Genomic DNA, 19784 nt, shown 5'->3' on the forward strand with positions numbered 1-19784 from the left:
TATGATTACAATTGAACAAACCCTCAACATTTTAAAACATGACCAAAATTTCCGAGAAATTCTAGTAAATGGTGAATACTACTACCATCTAGAAGGAACAAGTTTTGATGCTATTAGCTATGATAGCCGGAAGGTTTCTGCTAGCACCCTCTTTTTTGTCAAAGGGGCCAACTTCAAAAAAGAATACCTGGAACAGGCTATTTCTAATGGACTCGGCTTTTATGTCTCTGAAAAAGATTATGAAGTTGGTATTCCTGCTATCCTCGTCAATGATATCAAACAGGCCATGAGCTTAATTGCCATGGAGTTTTATGGGCACCCTGAGAAACAATTAAAACTATTGGCCTTCACAGGGACTAAGGGAAAGACAACCGCGGCCTATTTTGCTTACCATATTTTGGAACAAAGTCACCGACCAGCTATGCTGTCTACCATGAATACGACACTGGATGGTAAAAACTTCTTTAAATCGACCCTGACAACGCCAGAGAGTTTGGATCTTTTTGCCATGATGGCTGAGGCAGTAGCCAATGATCGGACCCACCTGATTATGGAAGTTTCCAGTCAAGCTTATCTGGTGAAACGGGTTTACGGTCTGACTTTTGACGTTGGTGTTTTTCTCAACATCAGTCCTGACCATATTGGCCCGATTGAACACCCAACTTTTGAGGATTATTTCTACCACAAACGTCTCCTCATGAAGAACAGCCAAGCCGTTGTCATCAATAGTGATATGGATCATTTCCAAGTTTTAGCGGACCAAGTCGCGAACCAAGACCACGATTTTTATGGAAGCCAGTCTGAGAATCAAATTGAAAACTCTAAGGCCTTCAGCTTCTCAGCCACTGGTAAATTAGCTGGAAACTATGAAATCCAACTGATTGGACATTTCAACCAAGAAAATGCTGTAGCAGCAGGTCTTGCCTGCCTTCGCCTAGGTGCGAGCCTCGAGGATATCCAAAAAGGGATTGCTAAGACGCGCGTTCCAGGCCGAATGGAAGTCTTGACTCAGAAAAACGGCGCTAAGGTCTTCATCGACTACGCCCATAATGGAGATAGCTTGAAAAAACTGCTCTCAGTTGTCGAAACCCATCAAACAGGGACGATTTCACTGGTCCTTGGATCAACTGGTAATAAAGGAGAGAGCCGCCGCAAAGACTTTGGCTTACTCTTAGAAGACCATCCTGAGATCCAAGTCTTCCTCACAGCGGATGATCCCAACTATGAAGATCCTTTGGCTATCGCTGAAGAGATTAGTAGTTTTATCACGCGCCCTGTCGAGAAAATCGCAGATCGCGAAGAAGCCATTCAAGTGGCTATGGCAACAACCAGCAAGCCTGAAGATGCCGTCATTATCGCCGGAAAAGGAGCGGATTGCTACCAAATCGTCAATGGCGTAAAAGAAGAGTATCCAGGTGACGCCGCCATTGCTGAACGTTATCTATAATCAAACGAAACAAGGCTAGGAAATTTTCCTAGCCTTGTTTATTATTTGATAAACATCAGTCTTTCCTTGTCCAAGTCCACTGCTAATTCATATTTGCCTTCAGCATTTTTGCGGATATAGCCTAAGACTTCTAAACTATCGACAAAGATGTCCTTGCGCTTTTGCTGGACTACTTCTTTTTTGAGGAACTTGAGCAAAAAGCTGGTCATATACTTGAGAGCATACTCAGGATTGACATCTCCCAAGATAGCATAGAGCTTTTCTTGCTCCTCCGTCAATGGATATTGGTGTTTCACCTTGTAGAAGTAATTGGAAAGGGTCTGTGCATTTCGCGCAAAGTCCGTCTCCTCCACCAAAATCGCTTCATTGGTACTATTGCGAAGTTCCGTTTGGAAGATCCTGGCTTTTAATTCTTGATAAACTGCACTGTCCTCTCGGACAAAGACCTCCTGATCCAAGTCAACAAGATCAGCTGACTCCAAGAAGGGCAGGTTGAGGGTGTAGCGTTTATTTTCTCGAAGTATGAAGCCCGCTTTGATATATTCCTCCATCAGCTTATCCACTGGTTGATCCGGAAATTGGGCCTTAATTTGCCGCAGGATCACATCGTCATGCTGATCCAAATAGTTGATCAAGTCCTTGAAAAATGGCTGACGTGTCAAACGTGTGGGATTAATGATTGTAATCATAAATAGGTCTCGTTTACTGTTTTATCGGTTCGTTCTTATTGTAACATAAAAATTAGTTTAAGCGAAATCAATACCAAAGGACAAAATCTTCAATTTATGGATAGGCAGACAAGAGGGGAAAATAAGGCAATAAAAGAACTTAGTCTTTTCAATCCAAGTTTACTGTAGAAGCCCCATAAGTTATTCCAACTCATTTCATTTCTATTATTTTAAAAGAAATAAAATCAGTCAGTAGTTGCTTAATGCGTTCTGGACATTCTTCATTGTCCCTACTGTAGATACTCACTAAGCCATGTAAAAAAATAAAGATTCCACTACGAATATTTAGCGCTTCTGCATCAGATAAGTCTTTCGGTAAAAAGACATCAATAGCTTCTTCCAATAAACGATAACTTTTCATTCTCAATTGCATCAACGGTTGCGAACAATCGCCTGAATCTTCATGCTCTCCACGGTAAAAAATCAATAATTCATAAAAATTACGTTCTCTAAACCCAAAATCCACGTATGTTTGACAGATTTGAAGCAGACGTTCCTTATCATTCTGCTTGGAATGACTGATTTCTAAGCAAGTATGATAGAGGTGAGTTAACGGTTTTTCCACTACTGCATATAATATATCCTCTTTCTTTTTAAAATACTGATAAATAGCTGTATGTGAACATCCTGCAGCTTGAGCAATCTGCCTAATTCCCACCTTCTGGTAAGGTTCTTTTCGGAAAATTTCCTCTGCTACTCTGATAATTCTGGACCTTGTATCCTTTGCCATTACAAACTCCCTTTAAACCCATCCGATGCCTCAAAATCTCGTACTGCATCTTTTACCTCACTACCATGACAAACACTAACAAGTGCCTGTGAATAATCCTTGAGAATTCTTTCACCACTAGCTAAAGCCTGTCTCATATCTGCTGTATATCCTTTCATTGGTGGACGCAACTTTCCATTTCTCGTAGCTGTAAAAAGATCTCCAGCAATTAAAACTTGATCCTCTTCATGGTAATAAACAACATGACCAGGGGAATGACCAGGAGAAAATAGTGGTTTTAGTCCTGCACTACTTATCAAGTCTTGACCTTCTTGACTTTCAACAGTTATAAAAGTAGCCGGATCAAAAATCACTTTTTCCGTCTCTTTTCTATTAGGAAAAGGTTCTTTGCCTGAAATATAGGGGAATTCCTTCTCACTGATTAAAGTCGGGATGTTCCCAAAGTGCTGTCTAAGATAGGGCAAACCTTTGATATGATCTGGATGTCCATGGGTCAGAAAAATTGCTTCAATTTTTTGTGGGAGTAAAAACTGGGCAGCGTACTTCTCCATTCCTCGCATTCCCGTATCAATCACATAAAAGCGACCAGATGATTCAACTAGCCATATGCTGACAACAAAAACACCCAATTCGAACTCAAACTTTCTTATATGTGGACTGATTTGTTTTGTACGTGTTAATAAACGATACAAGAAAGACATATTTACTTCCTCCTTTGATTTCCATCAAAAACTAACCAGTGGTTAGTTTTTTTGTGAAGTATATCATATTTTATCTGTCTAAACAAGAAACATCCAGAGGATATTAGAAAAAAATACAACTTTTACAAGTTGTATTCGAAGGTAGAACATATTTTTAAAATATTATTTTTCTTTAGTTTGATGTAACTCTTATAAACTGTATCAAAGATTCAGATTGTTGTTTCATGAATCCAAATCATCCAAATACCTTTCTTTAAACTGTAGCTGTGGTGATTGGGCTAACTGACTCGGATTGGTCCCGGGCTGATCTAGGGGAACGGCTAGGCCAAGTTCCTTGTAGTAATCCAGCCAGAACGGACTAATCTCCTCTTCCTCATCTCCAAACTTCATGGGAATGGTCTCAAAAATAGGAAGTAATTCAGCGATGAACTGGGAACAATAGAAACCATCTCCATCTGGATAAAAGGACGCATTGTAGGGAGCCCCTAAAAGGCTCTCTGCCCGCTTCTTGACTTCTTTGAGATCGATTTTCGGGTAGCGATAAAGGTCATATACTTTCCCGTCTTCAAAGAAATTTTCAGGGGATTGGGCAAGGACGCCACCTTCCACCGTGGCATGATAAATGGAACCGTCCAAAAAGATAACCACATGGCTGTAGTTACCTGTCGAAGTCTGAATGGCCTGCCCCATTTCCGTATCTTCTCTAACAAAAATCAAATCACCATTTTCTAACATACTTCTCTCCTAGCAAAAAAGGAGCCGAAACTCCTTTTTAACGATGGTTTTCCCACCTATCATTATGCATTAAAGCTTTCAGTCAATTGAGGAACCACTTGTTTCTTACGTGAAACGGCACCTGGAAGGAAGGCATGATTGTTTTCAAGTTTGAAGTTGAAAGCTGCTTCTACCTTGTCCATATTAGCACCAAGGGCAAGAATTTCTGAGTTTGAGTTGACGATGTCTGTAATCATCAAAACAAAGTCAGAGTAGCCGTTAGCTGCATTGGCAGCTTGGATAGCTGCTTCGATTTCAGCTTGGCGTTCCAAAACTTCCGCAATATCAACTGTATTCACTTGAGCCACACGAACGTTGTTTCCGTTCAATTCAAAAGTCTTGGCATCGATGTCGATCAATTCTTCTGCTGATTTGCTTGCCAAGTTGGTACCAGCTTTAAGCATGGCAAGACCGTATTCTTCCAAGTTGACACCAGCCAATTCTGCCAATTCTGGTGCAATCACTTTATCAGATGGGTGTGTAGTTGGAGATTTCAAAAGAAGGGTATCTGAAATCAAACCTGAAAGCATCAAACCTGCCAATTCTTTTGGCACTGCTACACCGTGTTCTTTGAACATGCGGTAAACGATAGAAGATGCTGATCCTACTGGTTCCAAACGCATGTAAAGTGGGCTAGCAGTTTCGAAGTTAGCCACACGGTGGTGATCCACTACACCATAAACTTCTACTTCAGCAATATCTGAAACAGATTGTTGGAATTCATTGTGGTCCGTCAAGATGACTTGCTCTGCACCTTCTGCTTTAGCGGATGTGATGACGCGTGGTGCTTCCACACCAAAATAGTCCAATACGAAAGCTGTTTCTTCATTTGGAGTTCCAAGAGCCACTGCTTCTGTATCCAAACCATAAGCTTCTTTTGCAAGATAAGCAAAAGCTACAGATGAGCCGATAGCATCTGAGTCAGGATTTTGGTGACCAAAAACGAGAATTTTTGACATGTTTCTACCTCTTTATTTCATTTATAGATTCACTCTATTTTAGCACGTTTTGCCATTTAAAGAAAGGGAATAGTTGTGCATTTCATCAGAAAAAGACAGCTGGAAGGCCCAGCTGTCTATAGTTTTTATCCTTTGACCCGTTTCAGGTAATCTTGGTAACTTTCTGTTTCCATCAAATCTTTTGCATTTTGAACCCGTTCTTTTGTCGGTGGTTTCACACCCTCCAATTTGTACGGAATGCCCAATTCACGCCATTTGAATTCCCCCATAGTATGGTAAGGCAGGATCTCAAATTTATCGACATTTTTTAGGGTTTTAACAAATTTTCCAAGCTCGATCAAATCGTCATCTCGGTCTGTCAAACCTGGCACCAAAACGTGACGAATCCAGACTGGTTTTCCAATATCAGATAAGTACTTGGCACAAGCTAAAATCGTTTTATTGGTATGGCTGGTCACAATTTTGTGTCGTTCATCATTGATTTCCTTGATATCAAGAAGCACCAAGTCTGTCACTGCCATCAAGCGGTCAAATTTTTCCAAATAACGAGGCGTATTCCGGAAAGGAAGAGCACAGGTGTCCAAGGTACAATGAATGCCCAACTCTTGAGCCTTGGTGAAAAGAGCAATCAAGAAGTCAATCTGCAAGAGGGCTTCTCCACCACTGACAGTGATTCCCCCTTTTTCGCCCCAAAAGCCACGATAACGGAGGGCTTCTTCTAGGACATCATCCACTGTCCGTTCACGGGACTTGTTGGTTTCCATTGCCCAAGTATCTGGATTGTGGCAGTATTGACACCGCATTTGACACCCTTGAAGGAAGACAATAAAGCGGATCCCAGGCCCGTCTACTGCCCCAAAACTTTCTGTTGAGTGTACCATTCCTGTTACTTTTCCATAGTCAACTGTTTCATTTTCCATTGAGGAACCTCTTCTCTTGAAAACGTTTTATGATTTTATTATATCACAATATAGATAATATGGTTAATTTAAAGTCTGAAAGCCTGTAAAATAGGCGTTTTTAGGACTCTATCACTCTATTAAACCGACTTAAACAGTTCACAAAGTTCCTAAAAAGTTCTTAAAAAAAGTTCACAAAAAAATACCCCTTGGGGTATCTATCAATTTACGAGTTCAGCAGGCAAGATCTAGCACCCTCACACGGTGCTTTTTTTATCTTCAAAAATGGTAGGCGTCCGCGTACCAATGGGTACTCGAAAACCTACCACCTAATTAGATTATAACATATCTTGACCGCTTTTTCATGTAAAACAGGGTTTATATTATTGCCAATGATCTATAAACTCAAGTAAGGCTCTCGCCTTGCGCCTGTGATAGTTACTGCTTGAAATAGAAAGTATATCCATTTGTTCATAAACAGATACCTTTTTTTGCCCAATAAAGCTCATTTCTAGGATACGTTTATCTATTGCTGATGAAATACCCTCAATAGCTTTTCTAATTCGATTTACCTCGGTTAAAGCCATGTTTTGGCGCTGATTTTGTTGATCTATGCAACTATCAAGTAAATCGCCTGTCAGATAATCAACCCCAGCTATTCTACATAAAGAACGATATTGACACAGTACATTTCTAGCAAGCTCTTTCTTACTCCTTTTTTCTTCCTGCCCTATATTCATGCTTTGCCTCCTTTACAAATACATTTACAAATAGGGTTCAGGGGCTTGTATTTTTGTAAGAGTCAAGCCACTCTTTTCTTGATATCGTATGGTATGGATCAGATTCATCATGATAAAGGGGGTTGATCCCCTTATTTACACGAATATAATCCATTCTATCTTCCACAGTTGGAAAGAATATCATCTCTTTAAAATCATCTGAAATAGTTCTACGTTCCCAGCTATCATCTATATTATCGAATATGATGATACTATCATCTGAAAATGTTCTTAATACTGCCAAGGCTTCATAGTCTAGATAGTCCTTACCGTTTACATTGATATACTCAATCCCTTTATCTGATTCAGTTATCAAGACAAAACCACCCGTTTTCATCTTGTGTATCTGTTTTAGCTCATCAATTTTCTTTAAAAGCTCTCTTTTATTCAACTCTAAATATCCTTATTGTCTATACTGATAACTGTTTCCAACTCTTCCAGCTTTTCTATAATTGCTTCATTTTCGTATGCTTTATAAGCAAACTCAAGAATAGTCCTTGCTGATTGTTGCCGTGCATACGGGCTTATAGTTGGATCATTCATGATAGCTGTTAAGACTTCCACAGCGTCCACAGCCACACTATTCAGCCTGCTTGTAGCCTGCTCCATTGCTTGGTTTCTCATCTTGCGGTATGCACTTCTTACCGTGGTTTTAGCCATGTAACGCTGTGCCGTGCGTCTAGAGATCCCCACTTTTTCGCAAGCCTTGCCCATATTTGGGGCAAGCATTAAAGCCGTCAGGAACTTTTCTTCTTTTAACGTTAATTCTTCCATACCTACCCCTACCCCCTCTCTATCGGACATTCTGAGGCAATTTCAGACAATTTTAAAGCCCATTCTCTTCAAAGAAACGTCCTATAGCCGTTTCATTAATTTCTAAACTCAATTCCGCTGTGACAAGTAACATATTATCGCCATTAATTAAAAATTCGCTGTGATAAGTTTTAGCTTGTTTCTTTAAGTACTCAGCTAACTTCTCGGTACGATCTTTAATATTGTATTTCTCATAGTCAAAGAATGATAAATCTGTATGAGATTGGGCGATCTCTCCCAGCTTTTTAATTGCTAGCGGTTTGTTCTTGTATTTCTCCAGGTATTCTTCAAACTCTTCCCATGAAATATCCTTTGTGCTTTCAAGTAACATCAATTCAGCCACATCATCAGCAGTCACGCTATTCTTTTCTGACTTGAGTTCTTCAAGTTGTTTGGTGCGCTCTTGCTCGATATCAGACATGATCTTATCATAGGTTTTCTGTGAGTACGTTTCTCCCTCACTCTTGAGGTCAGCTAGTTCGATTTGTGCTTGTTTGCTCCCTTTCATACCCTCAGCAACCTCTTTTTTTAGTTTCTCTTGTAACTCAATGTATGAGCGCATATAGTCTACTTTCTTGTTTGCAAATGTTTTAAGTTCGCTCTTAATAGTTGTGAATGTCATCTTTTTCCTCTTTCTGTACCTAATCAAAAAACCGAGAATGAACCCTCATGAAGCCTATGCAATCTTCACGAAATGTTTCACCCTCGGTTGTTCCGATAGATCTATTTTATTGTTTCAGTCTTTTCGACATAGCACACCTTGCCATGTTGATAGACTAGTGTAAGTTTCCCGTACGCTGGAACTTTTACACTCTCTATTATACCATTTTTTAAATAAAATAGGTAGCCATCTTCCATTTTTTCGATCAAAATTTTTTCATGCATTCTTGTTTTCTCCATTGGTAGGATCTGTTTGTTTGGGAGGATAAGGGTAGGAGTTGTATCCTACCAATCCCAGCCCATTATATCAACGATTTAAGTACTTGGTAGGAAAGTAGGAAAAAATTCAGCAACAAAAATATTATATAAACAACAATACCTATTTAATTCATTAATAAATATTATTATTAAAAATATTATTATTTTCCTACCGAGTACCTTTTATCCTTAGAGTCTCAAGGGGTTAGGGTGGTAGAATTTTTTCTAAACAATTCCTCCCATACGAACGATAACTGTTCGAAACTCTTACTCTCTCATGGGGTTAGGGCGGTAGGAACATTATATTTAATTTTTCTACTCTCATTCTGATTCTCCTACTTTCTGAAAACCTGAGGTCGGAGTTCTTCCAAACTTGATATTTCTCTTGTACTCCCATGCATGCTTACCACGCATTGCAAGCCGTATCTTTGCATTCTGTTGCGGTGTAGGCTTATCGATCAGAAAAACCTCTTTAAAAAATAGTGCGATTGACATTTTTTCACGGGGAACTAACTCCCCATATTTTGCTGTATCTATTTTGGCTTCTTCCCCGTTACCATTTAAGTAAGCTCCATTGTTCATCATCTCATAGATATAAGTTCTTCTCAGACTGTCATTGATTGGAGCAAAGTACATTCTTTCAGGGTAAGGAGTTGATAAATACCTTTCAAGTGCCTCTAGTTCATCATCTATAACCTTATAGCGCTCTCTTACGGTGTTTATAAGGTGTTCTTGACTGTCTGATAAGGTTAATGTTTGGTTTGCTCTCCACGCTGTCACCATAGCGCCCCAGAATGCCCTGCGATCCTGTTCAGACCACTTCCTACCTCGGTAAGAGTTATCTTTGAATACCTCAGCAACTAAAAACCTACGTTCTCCTGTCAGATCATTCAGATAATCAGGTTGATTAGTAGCCCGTACAAATACAAAGTTTTTCATCAATCTTCTATCTGAACTTGCGTAAGGTGGGCGAAATTCAATTTTTCTATCAGTCACAAACCTTTTTAACACTTGGAAACTCGCTTTTCTAGTTGCGATCATCTCATCATCAAAAACGCACCAATTCCGCACCATTCGGGCTTTATCGTCTTTTTCTGTGAGTGTATCCACGGTTGTAAAGTATTGATCTGTAAATAACTGCTCAAAAAACTGTGTCTTTCCTACTCCCTGCTCGCCTGTTAAATCTAATACAAAGTCAAACTTAATACTTGGATCAAATACTTTGGCAACTGCTCCACGAAAGAACAGATCAAAGATAATTCGATTGTATTGATTATCTTTTACGTTTAAATAATATCGTAGGATATCAAATGGATCTTTCTGATCTGCTAAATGGGAGTACTCTTGTTCACAGTCAAGTAAGAATGATCTCAATGGGTTGTATTGGTTCGATCTAGCTACAACCTCCATTACATCAGCTATATCAGACTTTTTAAAATCGATCTTATACTTTTGGGCAATATATAAGCGAATTTCTTTTATTAGAGCGTCATCAGCAACCCCGTCTAAACGAGTAGCACCGTTCAAATTAATAGAGTTTGAAATATCAATTTCATTGGTAAACTCATTGTATTTTAGCTTACCAGCTAACCGAGTATCACGCTCAAGAATTTTTCTGAGATTGTTTAGAACAGGAGCGTAGCCGTCACCCTTTGCTTTTTGGTCAAGGTTTAAACTATTCTGTTCTGTTTCTCTAATCGCTGTAAGATCAGTTAACTCTTGAGTTAGTGCTTGACTGTATCCAGCGTTTGTATATGGTTGTGCTTTATTGTTGCCATTGTTCAAATACTCACCCCCTTATAAATTATTTTCATTTCTTCTAGAAAGCACTTTGCAAGTGCCACACGCTTCACAATTGAAGAGAATAGCTGTGTAACCTGCTCGAAGCTATAACCATGCAGGAATAGCAACCGAATAAAAAGCGCTGTATCTTCTTTGGTATAGATTCCATTAGTGATAATATCGAATAACCAGCCATTTAATTCTATTGCTTGATTCTCTCTTGCTTCACTCAACTTACCAGCCTCTAACTTCTGCAATACTGCCAATGGTTCAGGCTTCATAAATTTTGGATAGATCTTTCTCGCAACTTTCCAATGAGAATTTTTCTGTTGATTATCACAAAGTCTTATCGTTATCCCTTTAGTGCGAAAGTCTGTCAATCCTGCTCCAATTGGTTCAAAATAAACAAATTTATAATAGTTTCCATTTTGCAGTACTAAAGTTGGATTGTCCTTGAGAAAATCTAATGCTGTTAATTTATCAGAGTGAACAGTAACTTCTATTGTTCTCATTTATCAGCCCCCAAAAAGATCAAGATATCACTTACTTTATAATAGGCTTTTCGTGTATCTTCTAGCGGTGGTTGATAGCGTTTCAAGCCGTTTTCTTCCCACCGTTTTAGTGTGTTGTCCTTTATATCTAACTCATCTTTCAATTGTTTTGCTGTCATAAGCCCCAAAGATTTTTGAAAAACTTTATCTTGTGACTTTAAAAACGTATCAATCAAAGTCAAAACTCCTTGACTGAGTTCTTGTTCACTTTCTTTACTTAAACTAAACATTCATTTTCCTTTCTAAAATCGTTTTCCCTGCGGTTGCACGTTTGGGAGGTATAATCATACCCCTGTTATATTTCAAGTTGAATTTCACCGATTAAAGGGCTAGTTTCAAGCCCTAAAATCGATTCTGTGCGTGAATTAAATTGTTAGTTTGTCCTTTGCGTTTGTTTCTGACAAATGGACTTACTGAAAAATTGTCAAGATCTGAAAGTTTGGCACGAATAGAAACAACTCGCCCAGCTTCCTTTTCCTCATGCAATTCTTCAAATGCCTTTGCCATTTTCAAAAACTTTGAAATATGCCGTCTTACGTTTGATTCAAAGTACCAAGCGTTATCCTGCTCATCATATCTTACAACTGTTTCCCGTTCCTCTTGCTGGTATGCCATTATCTAGCCTCCATAATTTCAAGCCATTTCTTCATACGTTTTAGCTGTCTTTTGCTGATATATCCCCTTTTCTTGTAAGCTACAGCCCACTCATGGAAACACTCAGCAAGGAAGAATATACTCACGAATGATAGAAAGAAAATTCCAACGCCTAATAAATCATCAATCATTTTTGATCTCCTTATCTAGCTTGGTAGCTGTCTATATATGCCCGCCGTGCTTCACCCTCCAATGAAAGAAAGTCATTCAATTCATCAAGAGAGAGTTTCTTATGTAGAAAATCAAATAGGATCTGATAAAGATTAGGATCATTCTCTTTCATCTCTTGAACAATTTTGTTAAATCTTAATTGTGCTTGAACCTTTTCCACCTCTTCTAAAAATTCCTCTAATTCTAATTCTGTTAGTTCTAATTCTGTTTTTTCTGTTTCCATTTTATGTACCTCCTGTACAACTTTTTGCGCTCTATACCAAGATATGGTATAATTTAAGTAAATAATATTGCTAAAACCTATAACACGGCTTGCCTGCTTTGTGTTGTGTTTTAGTTCATCATTGAAAAAGGCTTGATAGTTTGGCGACTGTGAGCCTTTTTTGTTGTGTTCAAAGTACGGTTTTTTTCGTACTTTTCCCTAAAAAAATAGATTCAATTGGAGTATCGTATAGGTTAAGGAGTTTCATTAGTAAGTCAGCAGGAATTTTAGTACTATCTTTTTCGTACTTTGAGATAGTTTGAAAATTTCTATCTACTTTCTTAGCGACTTCACGTAACGTTAAACCTTGTGATACACGTACACCTCTTAATGTTAGTTTATCCATATTCTCACCCCCCTTTCTTTTAGCTTATACCAATGATACTATATTTCTCGCACTGTGTCAACAATTTTAAAACAAAATATTATTTTTTTCGTATTTGGCAAAAGTTGTGGTATAATCTATAATGGAGATAAAAAAATTTGGAGATTTAGAATGGCGAAAAATAGTCCACAAGATGTTGAGAATAGAGAGTATTTCTCAAATCAATTAAATAAAATTATGAAATCAAAAGGAATAAGACAGATCGATATTAGCAATGCTCTTGATATTCCTAAAAGCACTTTAACAGGATATGTTAAAGGTAGAACGTTACCTAATGAAGAAAACTCAAAAAATATTGCTGATTTACTTGGTGTACCAATTTTTGCAATAGACAAACGTTTTCAGCCTATTCCCTCTGTTGAATTACAAGACTACTATTATACTGTTTTAGATATCAATCAAGATATTTCAGAAACATTAAACGAAATTTCTAGGTTAAAGTATTGTGTCATTAAACTAATTAAAGAGAATGAAGATCCTTTATTTACTGGTTTCCGTGCCATAATTACAGATCATGATAGAGAAATTGTTATTGATCCGATAACTGTAGAAACATTTTTTAATGCTTTTGGTCGTACAGACATTCTAATAAAACATGGATATCAATCAGGATCATCAGAACAGTTTAGAGATTTTGATAGATATATATGGAGTCGTAGAAAGGAAGATAAAGAGATACTAGAGAATGTTATAAGTGATTGGCTTGCTATCCTGAACATTGATAAACAACACGTCAATATCTCTTACTTTGATAAAGCAATTGCCACCCCAAACAAGGTAAAACTAAAAAAATAAATTATTAAAGGTCTCAAAATATGACTGCTTAATTAGAAAAGAGGTTAGATATTGAAAAACAGTGAACTATTTGACTGGTTTTTGTTTGCTTGTACGCTCCTTGCCTTTAGTGCTATGATATTTGCATTTCATATACTAGACAAAGAGGGGAAAAAAGCACTCGAAAAGATAAAGAAAAAATCATCTGATAAATAACTAATTCAGATACACGAAAACTTTCTAAAACCTATAACACGGCTTGCCTGCTGATGAATTAGAAAGGTTTTCGATCATGAATATTACAGAATACAAAAAGAAAGACGGTACAATAGTGTACCGCACCAGCTTATATCTTGGTGTCGATTCAATCACGGGAAAGAAGATTAAGACAACCATTTCAGCCCGCACCAAAAAAGAAATTAAGAACAAGGCTCTACAAGCAAAATTCGAATTTGAAAAGAATGGTGCAACTCGCACCGCTTTTACTCAATTTGAAACATACAGCGAATTAATGGATAGTTGGTGGGAAATATACTCTCCCACGATCAAACCAAATTCAAAAATTTCTATTAAATCGCAAATAGAAAAGTACTTGCGCCCTGCTTTTGGGGATATCAAACTAGAAAAGTTGACCCCTGCCATCATTCAGCAACAAGTGAACAAATGGGCTAATGATTACAACAAAAACAACAATGGTTTTAAACAATATGCCCAGCTTCATTCATATAATAAAAGCATTTTACAGTATGGGGCTTCATTACAAGCAATTCCGTTCAATCCTGCAAAAGATATAATAGTTCCCAAAGTCAAAATAGAGAAAGCAAAAATCAAGCATTTCACAGATTCAGAATTAAAACAGTTCTTTGAATACCTGGATAGCTTGGATCAAACAAGATTTAAAAATCTCTTTTGTGTCACTCTTTACAAGTTCCTACTTGCTACGGGTTGCCGTATCAATGAAGCATTGGCGCTGGAATGGTCTGATATTGATCTTGATAATGCCGTGGTGCATATCACAAAGACATTGAACTTAAGAAAAGTTCCGAATAGTCCAAAGTCTAAAAGCGGTATTAGAGATATTGATATTGACGTTCAGACGGTTACAATGCTCAAACAATACAAGCGCCAACAAATTAAAGAGGCTTGGAAGATTGGAAAAAATGAAACAGTTGTTTTCTCAAGTCTAGTCAGAAAATATTCTGATTATAGAACACTAGGGAATAGATTAAAAAAGCATTTCATAGAGGCAAACGTTCCTAGTATTGGTTTCCATGGTTTCCGACACACTCACGCTAGCTTGTTATTAAATGCTGGAATACCTTACAAAGAACTCCAGCACCGACTAGGACACGCTACTTTATCTATGACTATGGACACATACAGTCACCTTTCAAAAGATAGCGCAAAAAAAGCTGTCTCAATTTTTGAAACAGCACTAAATAATGTCAAAAGTTCCTAAAAAGGAGAACATTTTTTACATTGTGATACGTTAATCCCTTATGTATCAAGGGTTTAGCGTATCTTTGCGTTATAGGATTTTATTATAACACGATTCCATCTATTTTAAAGAGTTTTAGCTTCTTTTTGAAAAGAAACTGTTCTTTTCAGTAGTTTTCATTGTCCTAGTACAGTTTCCAATATGGGACTATCTGTCCTGTATGTTGCAATAAAAAAGGAGCCAGCGACTCCTTTTTTAGATCTTTCTTTTGAAACCGTTAGTGAGTCGTCCTTTTCTTCTTATACAAGACAAGACTCATCGTAGCTATTGCCACTCCAAAAAGAGCTAGATAGCTTGTTTCTTGTCCAGTAGATGGAAGGATTTTCCGTTTACCTGGTGTCTTGGTTTCTGTTGTGGCCTCTTCCTTGTCGTCTTGCTTCTCATCTTCGTTCTTGCCCTTCTCTTTGCTTTCAGCTGTTGAACTCTTTTGTTCATTGGCTTGAGTCTGATGAGGGACTAGTTGAGATCCTGTATTCGATGAAGAAGGGCTGGTTTGATCCGTTGGTTGTCCTGTATTTCCTTGTTGATCATCTGTCGGTGTTCCTGGAGTTTGTGCTCCATTAAAGTCGATTTGGACCAAGACAGGATCATGGTCTGATGCACGACCGTGTTCCTTCATAAAGGAAGCATTGATATGGACTGGTTCAAACCTTGCTTTGGCTGCCATGTTGTTTGAGATAAAAATGTTATCCAAAACTTGATTGCTTCCACGGTAGAAATAAGAATAGCGATCGCCTACATCATGTTGAGCCATTAAGTTGGTTAGTTCGTTACCCGCAAGGATCTGGGCCGTGGTTGAGAAATCGTAATCATTAAAATCACCCGTCAATACAAAGGTGGTCTTCGGATTTTGCTTCAAGCCTTCTTGGACGAATTGATGGATGACACTGGCTTGTGCTTCACGAGTTGGCAAGGTATGTTCCACTGCTGGTTGGCTTGCCCCATAAATAGCATCATCTCCGATTTTTGATTTCAAGTGATTAGCAATCACCACAACTGGTTGACCTTTGAATTCAAACTCAACAGCTAAAGACTTGCGAGTATGATTAAACGATGGGTCATTAGGGGCAATCCGAGCTGGATTTTTAACCAGGTGTCCCTTGTCAAATTGTGCTGCTTCGTTGCTAGTCGCTACCTCTTTCTTGGCTAAGGTCACACGTTCTGGATTGTAGAGAATTCCTAAGCGAATATTGGAACCTGGCTTTCCTCCGTCAGCGCCATCTACTGGAGCAACCTCCGTATACTCATAGCTCTTGCCACCCAATTCCTTGATCCGATTGGCTAGTTTGCGTCCACTTTCAAGACCACTGGTCGTCCCGTCATCCACACTACCATTATTGTCCTGCACTTCGATCAAAGTGATAATATCCGGATTGTGAATTTCATGGATAAAGGAATTGGCAATCAGCGTCACCTTATCCTCTGGCGTTTCATTTTTGTCATTGTTAGCCGAGAAATTTTCAATATTATAGGAAGCGATGGTCAGCTTGTCCTCACTTGGTTGGGTTTGAGCTGCTTGACGCTGCAAGCCACCATCTTGAACTGTCAACTGTTGAGTGGGCTCTACCTTATAAAAGCTATTCCGATAAGTCACCACTCCTGTCACATCTTCTGCAAAGTAATCTTTGGCTTTTGCGACAAACTGATTACCAACATAAATCGGGATCGTCGCTGTATTTTGCGCATGTGGCCGTAGATTCAGACCTCCAATATTGTTTAAAGGAAGGCCTGTAAAATCTTCTCCCAATACATAGATATCTCCTTTGTACTGGGGACCAAGGACATGCGGTTTCTTCACCACCGTGAGCATTCCTTCCAGGCTTTCCCAATAATCGAGGGCATCGGTTTCTGGAGCATAAGCAGTCGGATTAGGCTTCACATCTGCTGGCATGCCCGCAGTGATATTCACAGCTTCTGGAAGAGGGGCTGTCCCGTCTTTGGTGATCCAAGTATCGACCAGCATGGTCACCGTTAAACTATTCGTTGGTTCCTTAAAGGTCTTCCCAGCTCCCAAGGTGACTTCTTCCATATAGCCTTCCTTGACAGTACCTGTTATTTTAACTTTGTCGCCGACCTTGACCTTGTATTTGGAAACTACATAAATCCCATCTGAAGTCCGACTATTCCCATCCGATTCAATATCTTGGGCATAAAAACCATAGCGGTCTGTCTTGGTCACCACTACATTTTTGATGGCTACCTTTTGGCCTTCCAGTGGAGAGCGTTGCGATTCCCCTTGAATGTCCCCGATCTTAACCGTTTTCTCCTCAGTAGCGTCTGAGGAACTGCTAGATGTCTCTTCTTTATCACTCGAAGCTCTCGTCGTAGCGTCTGTAGTTGTTGTTGTAGCGAAAGTCGAATGATTTGTCGAGCTTTCCTCGCTGCTAGTATTCGTCACAAGCGCTGGCTCTGAAGTCGAAGCTGTGGTCTCGTCTGCAACTACCGTGAGGGCACTGCTAAAGACCCCCAACTGACTAGCCAATAAGGTGGCTACTCCCAGTAGGCGAATCTTTTTACCGTTTTTTCTCATGCGTTTCTCCATCCCTAAAAAGTTTTCCTCTTTTATTATAAGGGAATGACTTTGCATTTTCAAGCGCTTTCAAAAATATTTTTCAAAAAGAAAAACACTTCGACCCAAAAAGATCGAAGTGTCAAGAACTTAAGCTAAAATTGCCAGTGTCTGATACGGTTTCAGAATTACTTTTTCAGAAAGCTTTACATTCTCATAGTTGGACAAGAGCACGCGCCATGCTTGGTAGTCTTCTGGAATCGCTACTTCAACTTCACTTCCATAGAAATGATTGAGTACCAAGAGTTTTTGACCGTCTAAGTGGCGTTCAAAAGCATAGACTTCTTGACTATCTTCCAGTGCTGGCTGGTAGCTTCCTTCTGAAATGATCCGCATTTCTTTGCGCAAGCGAATCAATTCTTTATAGAAGGTAAAGATTGGTCCATCCATCTCCTTTTCAACGTTGAAGTCTTTATAGGACTTCCCAACTTTCAACCATGGCGTGCCTGTTGAAAAACCGGCATTTAGAGAAGCATCCCATTGCATGGGCGTACGTGAATTATCACGTGACTTAGCTTGGATAATCTTGAAGGCTTGCTCAGGTGACTTGCCTTGGTCCAAGTGCATTTGGTAAGCATTGATGGACTCCACATCCACGTAATCTGCCATCGAATCATAGTCTGGATCAATCATGCCGATTTCTTCCCCCATATAGATATAAGGGGTCCCACGTGACAAGTGAATGCTAGCTGCGAGCATGGTCGCTCCTTCATTGCGGAAGTTCTTGATATCTACAAAGCGATTCAAAGCACGAGGTTGGTCATGGTTATTCCAGAAAAGGGCACTCCAACCACCACGTTCACTCATTTCCTTGCCCCAAGTATGATAGAGACGTTTGAGCTCTTGCAGGAAGAAGGCTTTATCGAGACTGTTCAAGGGATGGGGTCGCAAATTTGTAGGCAAGCACACTTTGACTTCCCCGTTTCCCAATTAACCAGCTATCAAGAAATCGTCAAAGCTTCTGGTCTTCGCTCAGAAACCAATGTCATTCGTTTGGAACAAATCAGTATCGATGAAAAAGGAGCTAAAAAGACAGGTTTCCCTCTTCACCGTTTGGTTTGGAAAGTAACCCGGCAACGGGTGGTGGATGGTGTCGCTTCTGTCTTAGATATTGATTACCTAGACAGAGAGCTGATCCCTGGCCTGACCAAGGAAATTGCCCAGCACTCTATCTACCAATATATAGAAGAAGACTTGAAATTGCAGATTGGCTATGCCAAAAAAGAAATCTTGATTTCACCAATCGATAATCGTGACAAAGTCTTACTGGATCTTGGAAAAGACAAACACGTGGAAACTGTCCGTTCCCAAGTTCACCTAGCAGACGGACGCCAATTCCAATTCACCGAAAGCCGACACAAATTAGACAAGTTTCATTTTGTCGACTATGCAGAACGGAGGAAATAAAGGAGGCTGGGACAAAAGTCCTAGCCTCTCAATTATTTTTGGATTGTCGAGCAAGACGCAGTGGTTGAGTGGGCTCTCTACGCTGATTTCATCAGCTTTTACAGCCCTACTCAACTGTGCGAAGGTGGGACGACGAAATCGAATTCTAACGAATAACCGATTTCTGTCCCACTCTCATTTTATCCTAATACCAATTCATCACTTACCAGGGTTTCACCACTGTTTTGTTGGAAGAGGCGCATCAAATCTTCAACCGTTAGGTTTTTCTTTTCTTCTCCTTTGACGTCGACAACGATCTTGCCTTGGTAGAGCATGATCAAGCGGTTGCCGTATTCAATGGCATGGTTCATATCATGCGTAATCATCAAAGTTGTCAAATCATGGCTTTCCACAATCTTTTGTGTCAATTCCATGACCATTTCACTGGTCTTGGGATCGAGCGCTGCGGTGTGTTCATCCAGAAGCAAGAGTTTGGGTTTGACCAAGGCTGCCATGACCAAGGTCAAAGCTTGACGTTGCCCACCAGACAAATATTGGGTATCGACTTTGAGGCGGTTCTCTAAACCGATATTCAGTTCCTTCAAGGCTTCACGGAATAATTCGCGATCTTTCTCCCGAACTCCCCAGCCCAAACCACGAGATTTCCCCCGACGTTGGGCAATGGCCATATTTTCTTCAATGGTCAAACGAGAAGCTGTCCCCATCTTGGGATCTTGGAAGACACGCGCAATATCTTTCGCACGCCTACGAACACTCGCATTTTTGATGGAGTTACCTTCTAGCAAGATATCCCCTTCATCCACGACTAGATTTCCTGCCAAGATGTTCATCAAGGTTGATTTCCCAGCTCCATTTCCACCGATAACCGAAATGAAATCTCCTTCTTCCACTTGGAGATCCAAGCCTTTTAAGACATGGTTTTCATTAACTGTTCCTGCTTCAAATGTCTTATGAATACCTTCAATTGATAATAATGTTGCCAT

The 19784-nt window shown here is 39.4% G+C and carries 22 protein-coding genes and 2 pseudogenes; 4 read left to right on the forward strand and 20 right to left on the reverse strand.

The window, feature by feature from the left end; translation table 11 throughout:
- Position 1: 1 nt before the first annotated feature.
- Positions 2-1447: a UDP-N-acetylmuramoyl-L-alanyl-D-glutamate--L-lysine ligase gene (locus HMPREF1195_RS04950; RefSeq protein ID WP_023918818.1), complete on the forward strand. Its 1446-nt coding sequence runs from the start codon at positions 2-4 to the stop codon at positions 1445-1447.
- Positions 1448-1488: 41 nt separating this feature from the next.
- Here HMPREF1195_RS04950 and HMPREF1195_RS04955 read toward each other — a convergent pair whose 3' ends face one another.
- The 17 genes from HMPREF1195_RS04955 to HMPREF1195_RS05030 all read right to left on the reverse strand — a co-directional run bounded on the left by HMPREF1195_RS04955 (position 1489) and on the right by HMPREF1195_RS05030 (position 12514).
- On the reverse strand, positions 1489-2136 hold the full coding sequence (locus HMPREF1195_RS04955; RefSeq protein ID WP_023918819.1) for a DUF1803 domain-containing protein: 648 nt from the start codon (positions 2134-2136) through the stop codon (positions 1489-1491).
- A gap of 190 nt (positions 2137-2326) precedes the next feature.
- A complete protein-coding gene (locus HMPREF1195_RS04960; protein WP_023918821.1) occupies positions 2327-2905 on the reverse strand; it encodes a TetR/AcrR family transcriptional regulator in 579 nt (192 codons plus the stop codon).
- Entirely contained in the window at positions 2905-3606 is a 702-nt protein-coding gene (locus tag HMPREF1195_RS04965; RefSeq protein ID WP_023918823.1) for an MBL fold metallo-hydrolase, read from the reverse strand. Before HMPREF1195_RS04965 ends, HMPREF1195_RS04960 begins: the two co-directional genes overlap by 1 nt.
- A 222-nt stretch (positions 3607-3828) precedes the next feature.
- Entirely contained in the window at positions 3829-4341 is a 513-nt protein-coding gene (locus tag HMPREF1195_RS04970; RefSeq protein ID WP_023918825.1) for a YiiX/YebB-like N1pC/P60 family cysteine hydrolase, read from the reverse strand.
- Between the two features lie 62 nt (positions 4342-4403).
- On the reverse strand, positions 4404-5339 hold the full coding sequence (locus HMPREF1195_RS04975) for a manganese-dependent inorganic pyrophosphatase (RefSeq protein ID WP_003005572.1): 936 nt from the start codon (positions 5337-5339) through the stop codon (positions 4404-4406).
- A 125-nt stretch (positions 5340-5464) separates the two neighbouring features.
- Positions 5465-6259 (reverse strand): pyruvate formate-lyase-activating protein, encoded by a 795-nt coding sequence (gene pflA / locus HMPREF1195_RS04980; protein ID WP_003005017.1) that lies wholly within the window; start codon positions 6257-6259, stop codon positions 5465-5467.
- A 362-nt stretch (positions 6260-6621) separates the two neighbouring features.
- A complete protein-coding gene (locus tag HMPREF1195_RS04985; protein ID WP_023918827.1) occupies positions 6622-6978 on the reverse strand; it encodes an ArpU family phage packaging/lysis transcriptional regulator in 357 nt (118 codons plus the stop codon).
- A 37-nt stretch (positions 6979-7015) separates the two neighbouring features.
- Positions 7016-7408 (reverse strand): hypothetical protein, encoded by a 393-nt coding sequence (locus HMPREF1195_RS04990; RefSeq protein ID WP_023918829.1) that lies wholly within the window; start codon positions 7406-7408, stop codon positions 7016-7018.
- Positions 7409-7410: 2 nt separating this feature from the next.
- Positions 7411-7791 carry a hypothetical protein gene (locus HMPREF1195_RS04995; protein ID WP_023918831.1) on the reverse strand — a complete coding sequence of 127 codons (381 nt, stop codon included), beginning with the start codon at positions 7789-7791 and terminating at the stop codon, positions 7411-7413.
- A 52-nt stretch (positions 7792-7843) separates the two neighbouring features.
- The gene (locus HMPREF1195_RS05000) at positions 7844-8452 is read right to left on the reverse strand and encodes a hypothetical protein (protein ID WP_023918833.1); all 609 of its coding nucleotides are present in this window, start codon (positions 8450-8452) and stop codon (positions 7844-7846) included.
- A 617-nt stretch (positions 8453-9069) separates the two neighbouring features.
- Positions 9070-10533 carry a VapE domain-containing protein gene (locus tag HMPREF1195_RS05005; RefSeq protein ID WP_023918837.1) on the reverse strand — a complete coding sequence of 488 codons (1464 nt, stop codon included), beginning with the start codon at positions 10531-10533 and terminating at the stop codon, positions 9070-9072.
- Positions 10530-11042 carry a hypothetical protein gene (locus HMPREF1195_RS05010; protein ID WP_023918839.1) on the reverse strand — a complete coding sequence of 171 codons (513 nt, stop codon included), beginning with the start codon at positions 11040-11042 and terminating at the stop codon, positions 10530-10532. The genes HMPREF1195_RS05005 and HMPREF1195_RS05010 overlap by 4 nt, the downstream gene beginning before the upstream one ends.
- The gene (locus tag HMPREF1195_RS05015; RefSeq protein ID WP_003013252.1) at positions 11039-11311 is read right to left on the reverse strand and encodes a hypothetical protein; all 273 of its coding nucleotides are present in this window, start codon (positions 11309-11311) and stop codon (positions 11039-11041) included. Before HMPREF1195_RS05015 ends, HMPREF1195_RS05010 begins: the two co-directional genes overlap by 4 nt.
- Positions 11312-11423: 112 nt before the next feature.
- Positions 11424-11696, reverse strand: coding sequence for a hypothetical protein (locus tag HMPREF1195_RS05020; RefSeq protein WP_023918842.1), 273 nt, complete (start codon positions 11694-11696; stop codon positions 11424-11426).
- Positions 11696-11866 (reverse strand): hypothetical protein, encoded by a 171-nt coding sequence (locus tag HMPREF1195_RS11015; protein WP_023918844.1) that lies wholly within the window; start codon positions 11864-11866, stop codon positions 11696-11698. The genes HMPREF1195_RS05020 and HMPREF1195_RS11015 overlap by 1 nt, the downstream gene beginning before the upstream one ends.
- A gap of 11 nt (positions 11867-11877) precedes the next feature.
- Complete coding sequence (locus tag HMPREF1195_RS05025) at positions 11878-12129, reverse strand: hypothetical protein (protein WP_023918846.1); 252 nt, start codon at positions 12127-12129, stop codon at positions 11878-11880.
- 169 nt (positions 12130-12298) lie between these two features.
- Positions 12299-12514, reverse strand: a complete 216-nt coding sequence (locus tag HMPREF1195_RS05030) for a helix-turn-helix domain-containing protein (protein WP_023918847.1) — start codon at positions 12512-12514, stop codon at positions 12299-12301.
- Between the two features lie 150 nt (positions 12515-12664).
- On the opposite strand from HMPREF1195_RS05030, the gene HMPREF1195_RS10505 reads away from it, so the two are divergent.
- Both HMPREF1195_RS10505 and HMPREF1195_RS05040 read left to right on the forward strand, forming a co-directional pair.
- Positions 12665-13348 (forward strand): helix-turn-helix domain-containing protein, encoded by a 684-nt coding sequence (locus tag HMPREF1195_RS10505; protein ID WP_023918849.1) that lies wholly within the window; start codon positions 12665-12667, stop codon positions 13346-13348.
- Between the two features lie 271 nt (positions 13349-13619).
- A complete protein-coding gene (locus HMPREF1195_RS05040) occupies positions 13620-14786 on the forward strand; it encodes a tyrosine-type recombinase/integrase (protein WP_023918851.1) in 1167 nt (388 codons plus the stop codon).
- Positions 14787-15042: 256 nt separating this feature from the next.
- Here the strand turns inward: HMPREF1195_RS05040 and HMPREF1195_RS05045 are convergent, their stop codons facing one another.
- Together HMPREF1195_RS05045 and HMPREF1195_RS05050 are read right to left on the reverse strand one after the other, a co-directional pair.
- Positions 15043-17355: an endonuclease/exonuclease/phosphatase family protein gene (locus HMPREF1195_RS05045; RefSeq protein WP_023918853.1), complete on the reverse strand. Its 2313-nt coding sequence runs from the start codon at positions 17353-17355 to the stop codon at positions 15043-15045.
- Positions 17356-17484: 129 nt separating this feature from the next.
- A pseudogene (locus tag HMPREF1195_RS05050) lies at positions 17485-18249 on the reverse strand (alpha-amylase family glycosyl hydrolase); the annotation flags it as partial.
- Between HMPREF1195_RS05050 and treR the strand changes: the two are divergent.
- Positions 18223-18801, forward strand: a pseudogene (gene treR, locus HMPREF1195_RS05055) (trehalose operon repressor); the annotation flags it as partial. The pseudogenes HMPREF1195_RS05050 and treR sit on opposite strands and share 27 nt — an antisense overlap.
- A 179-nt stretch (positions 18802-18980) precedes the next feature.
- On the opposite strand, the gene HMPREF1195_RS05060 reads toward treR, so the two are convergent.
- Positions 18981-19784 carry an ABC transporter ATP-binding protein gene (locus HMPREF1195_RS05060; protein ID WP_023918859.1) on the reverse strand — a complete coding sequence of 268 codons (804 nt, stop codon included), beginning with the start codon at positions 19782-19784 and terminating at the stop codon, positions 18981-18983.

Origin of the sequence: Streptococcus parasanguinis CC87K, from assembly GCF_000507765.1 — a bacterium.
GTDB lineage: Bacteria > Bacillota > Bacilli > Lactobacillales > Streptococcaceae > Streptococcus > Streptococcus parasanguinis_J.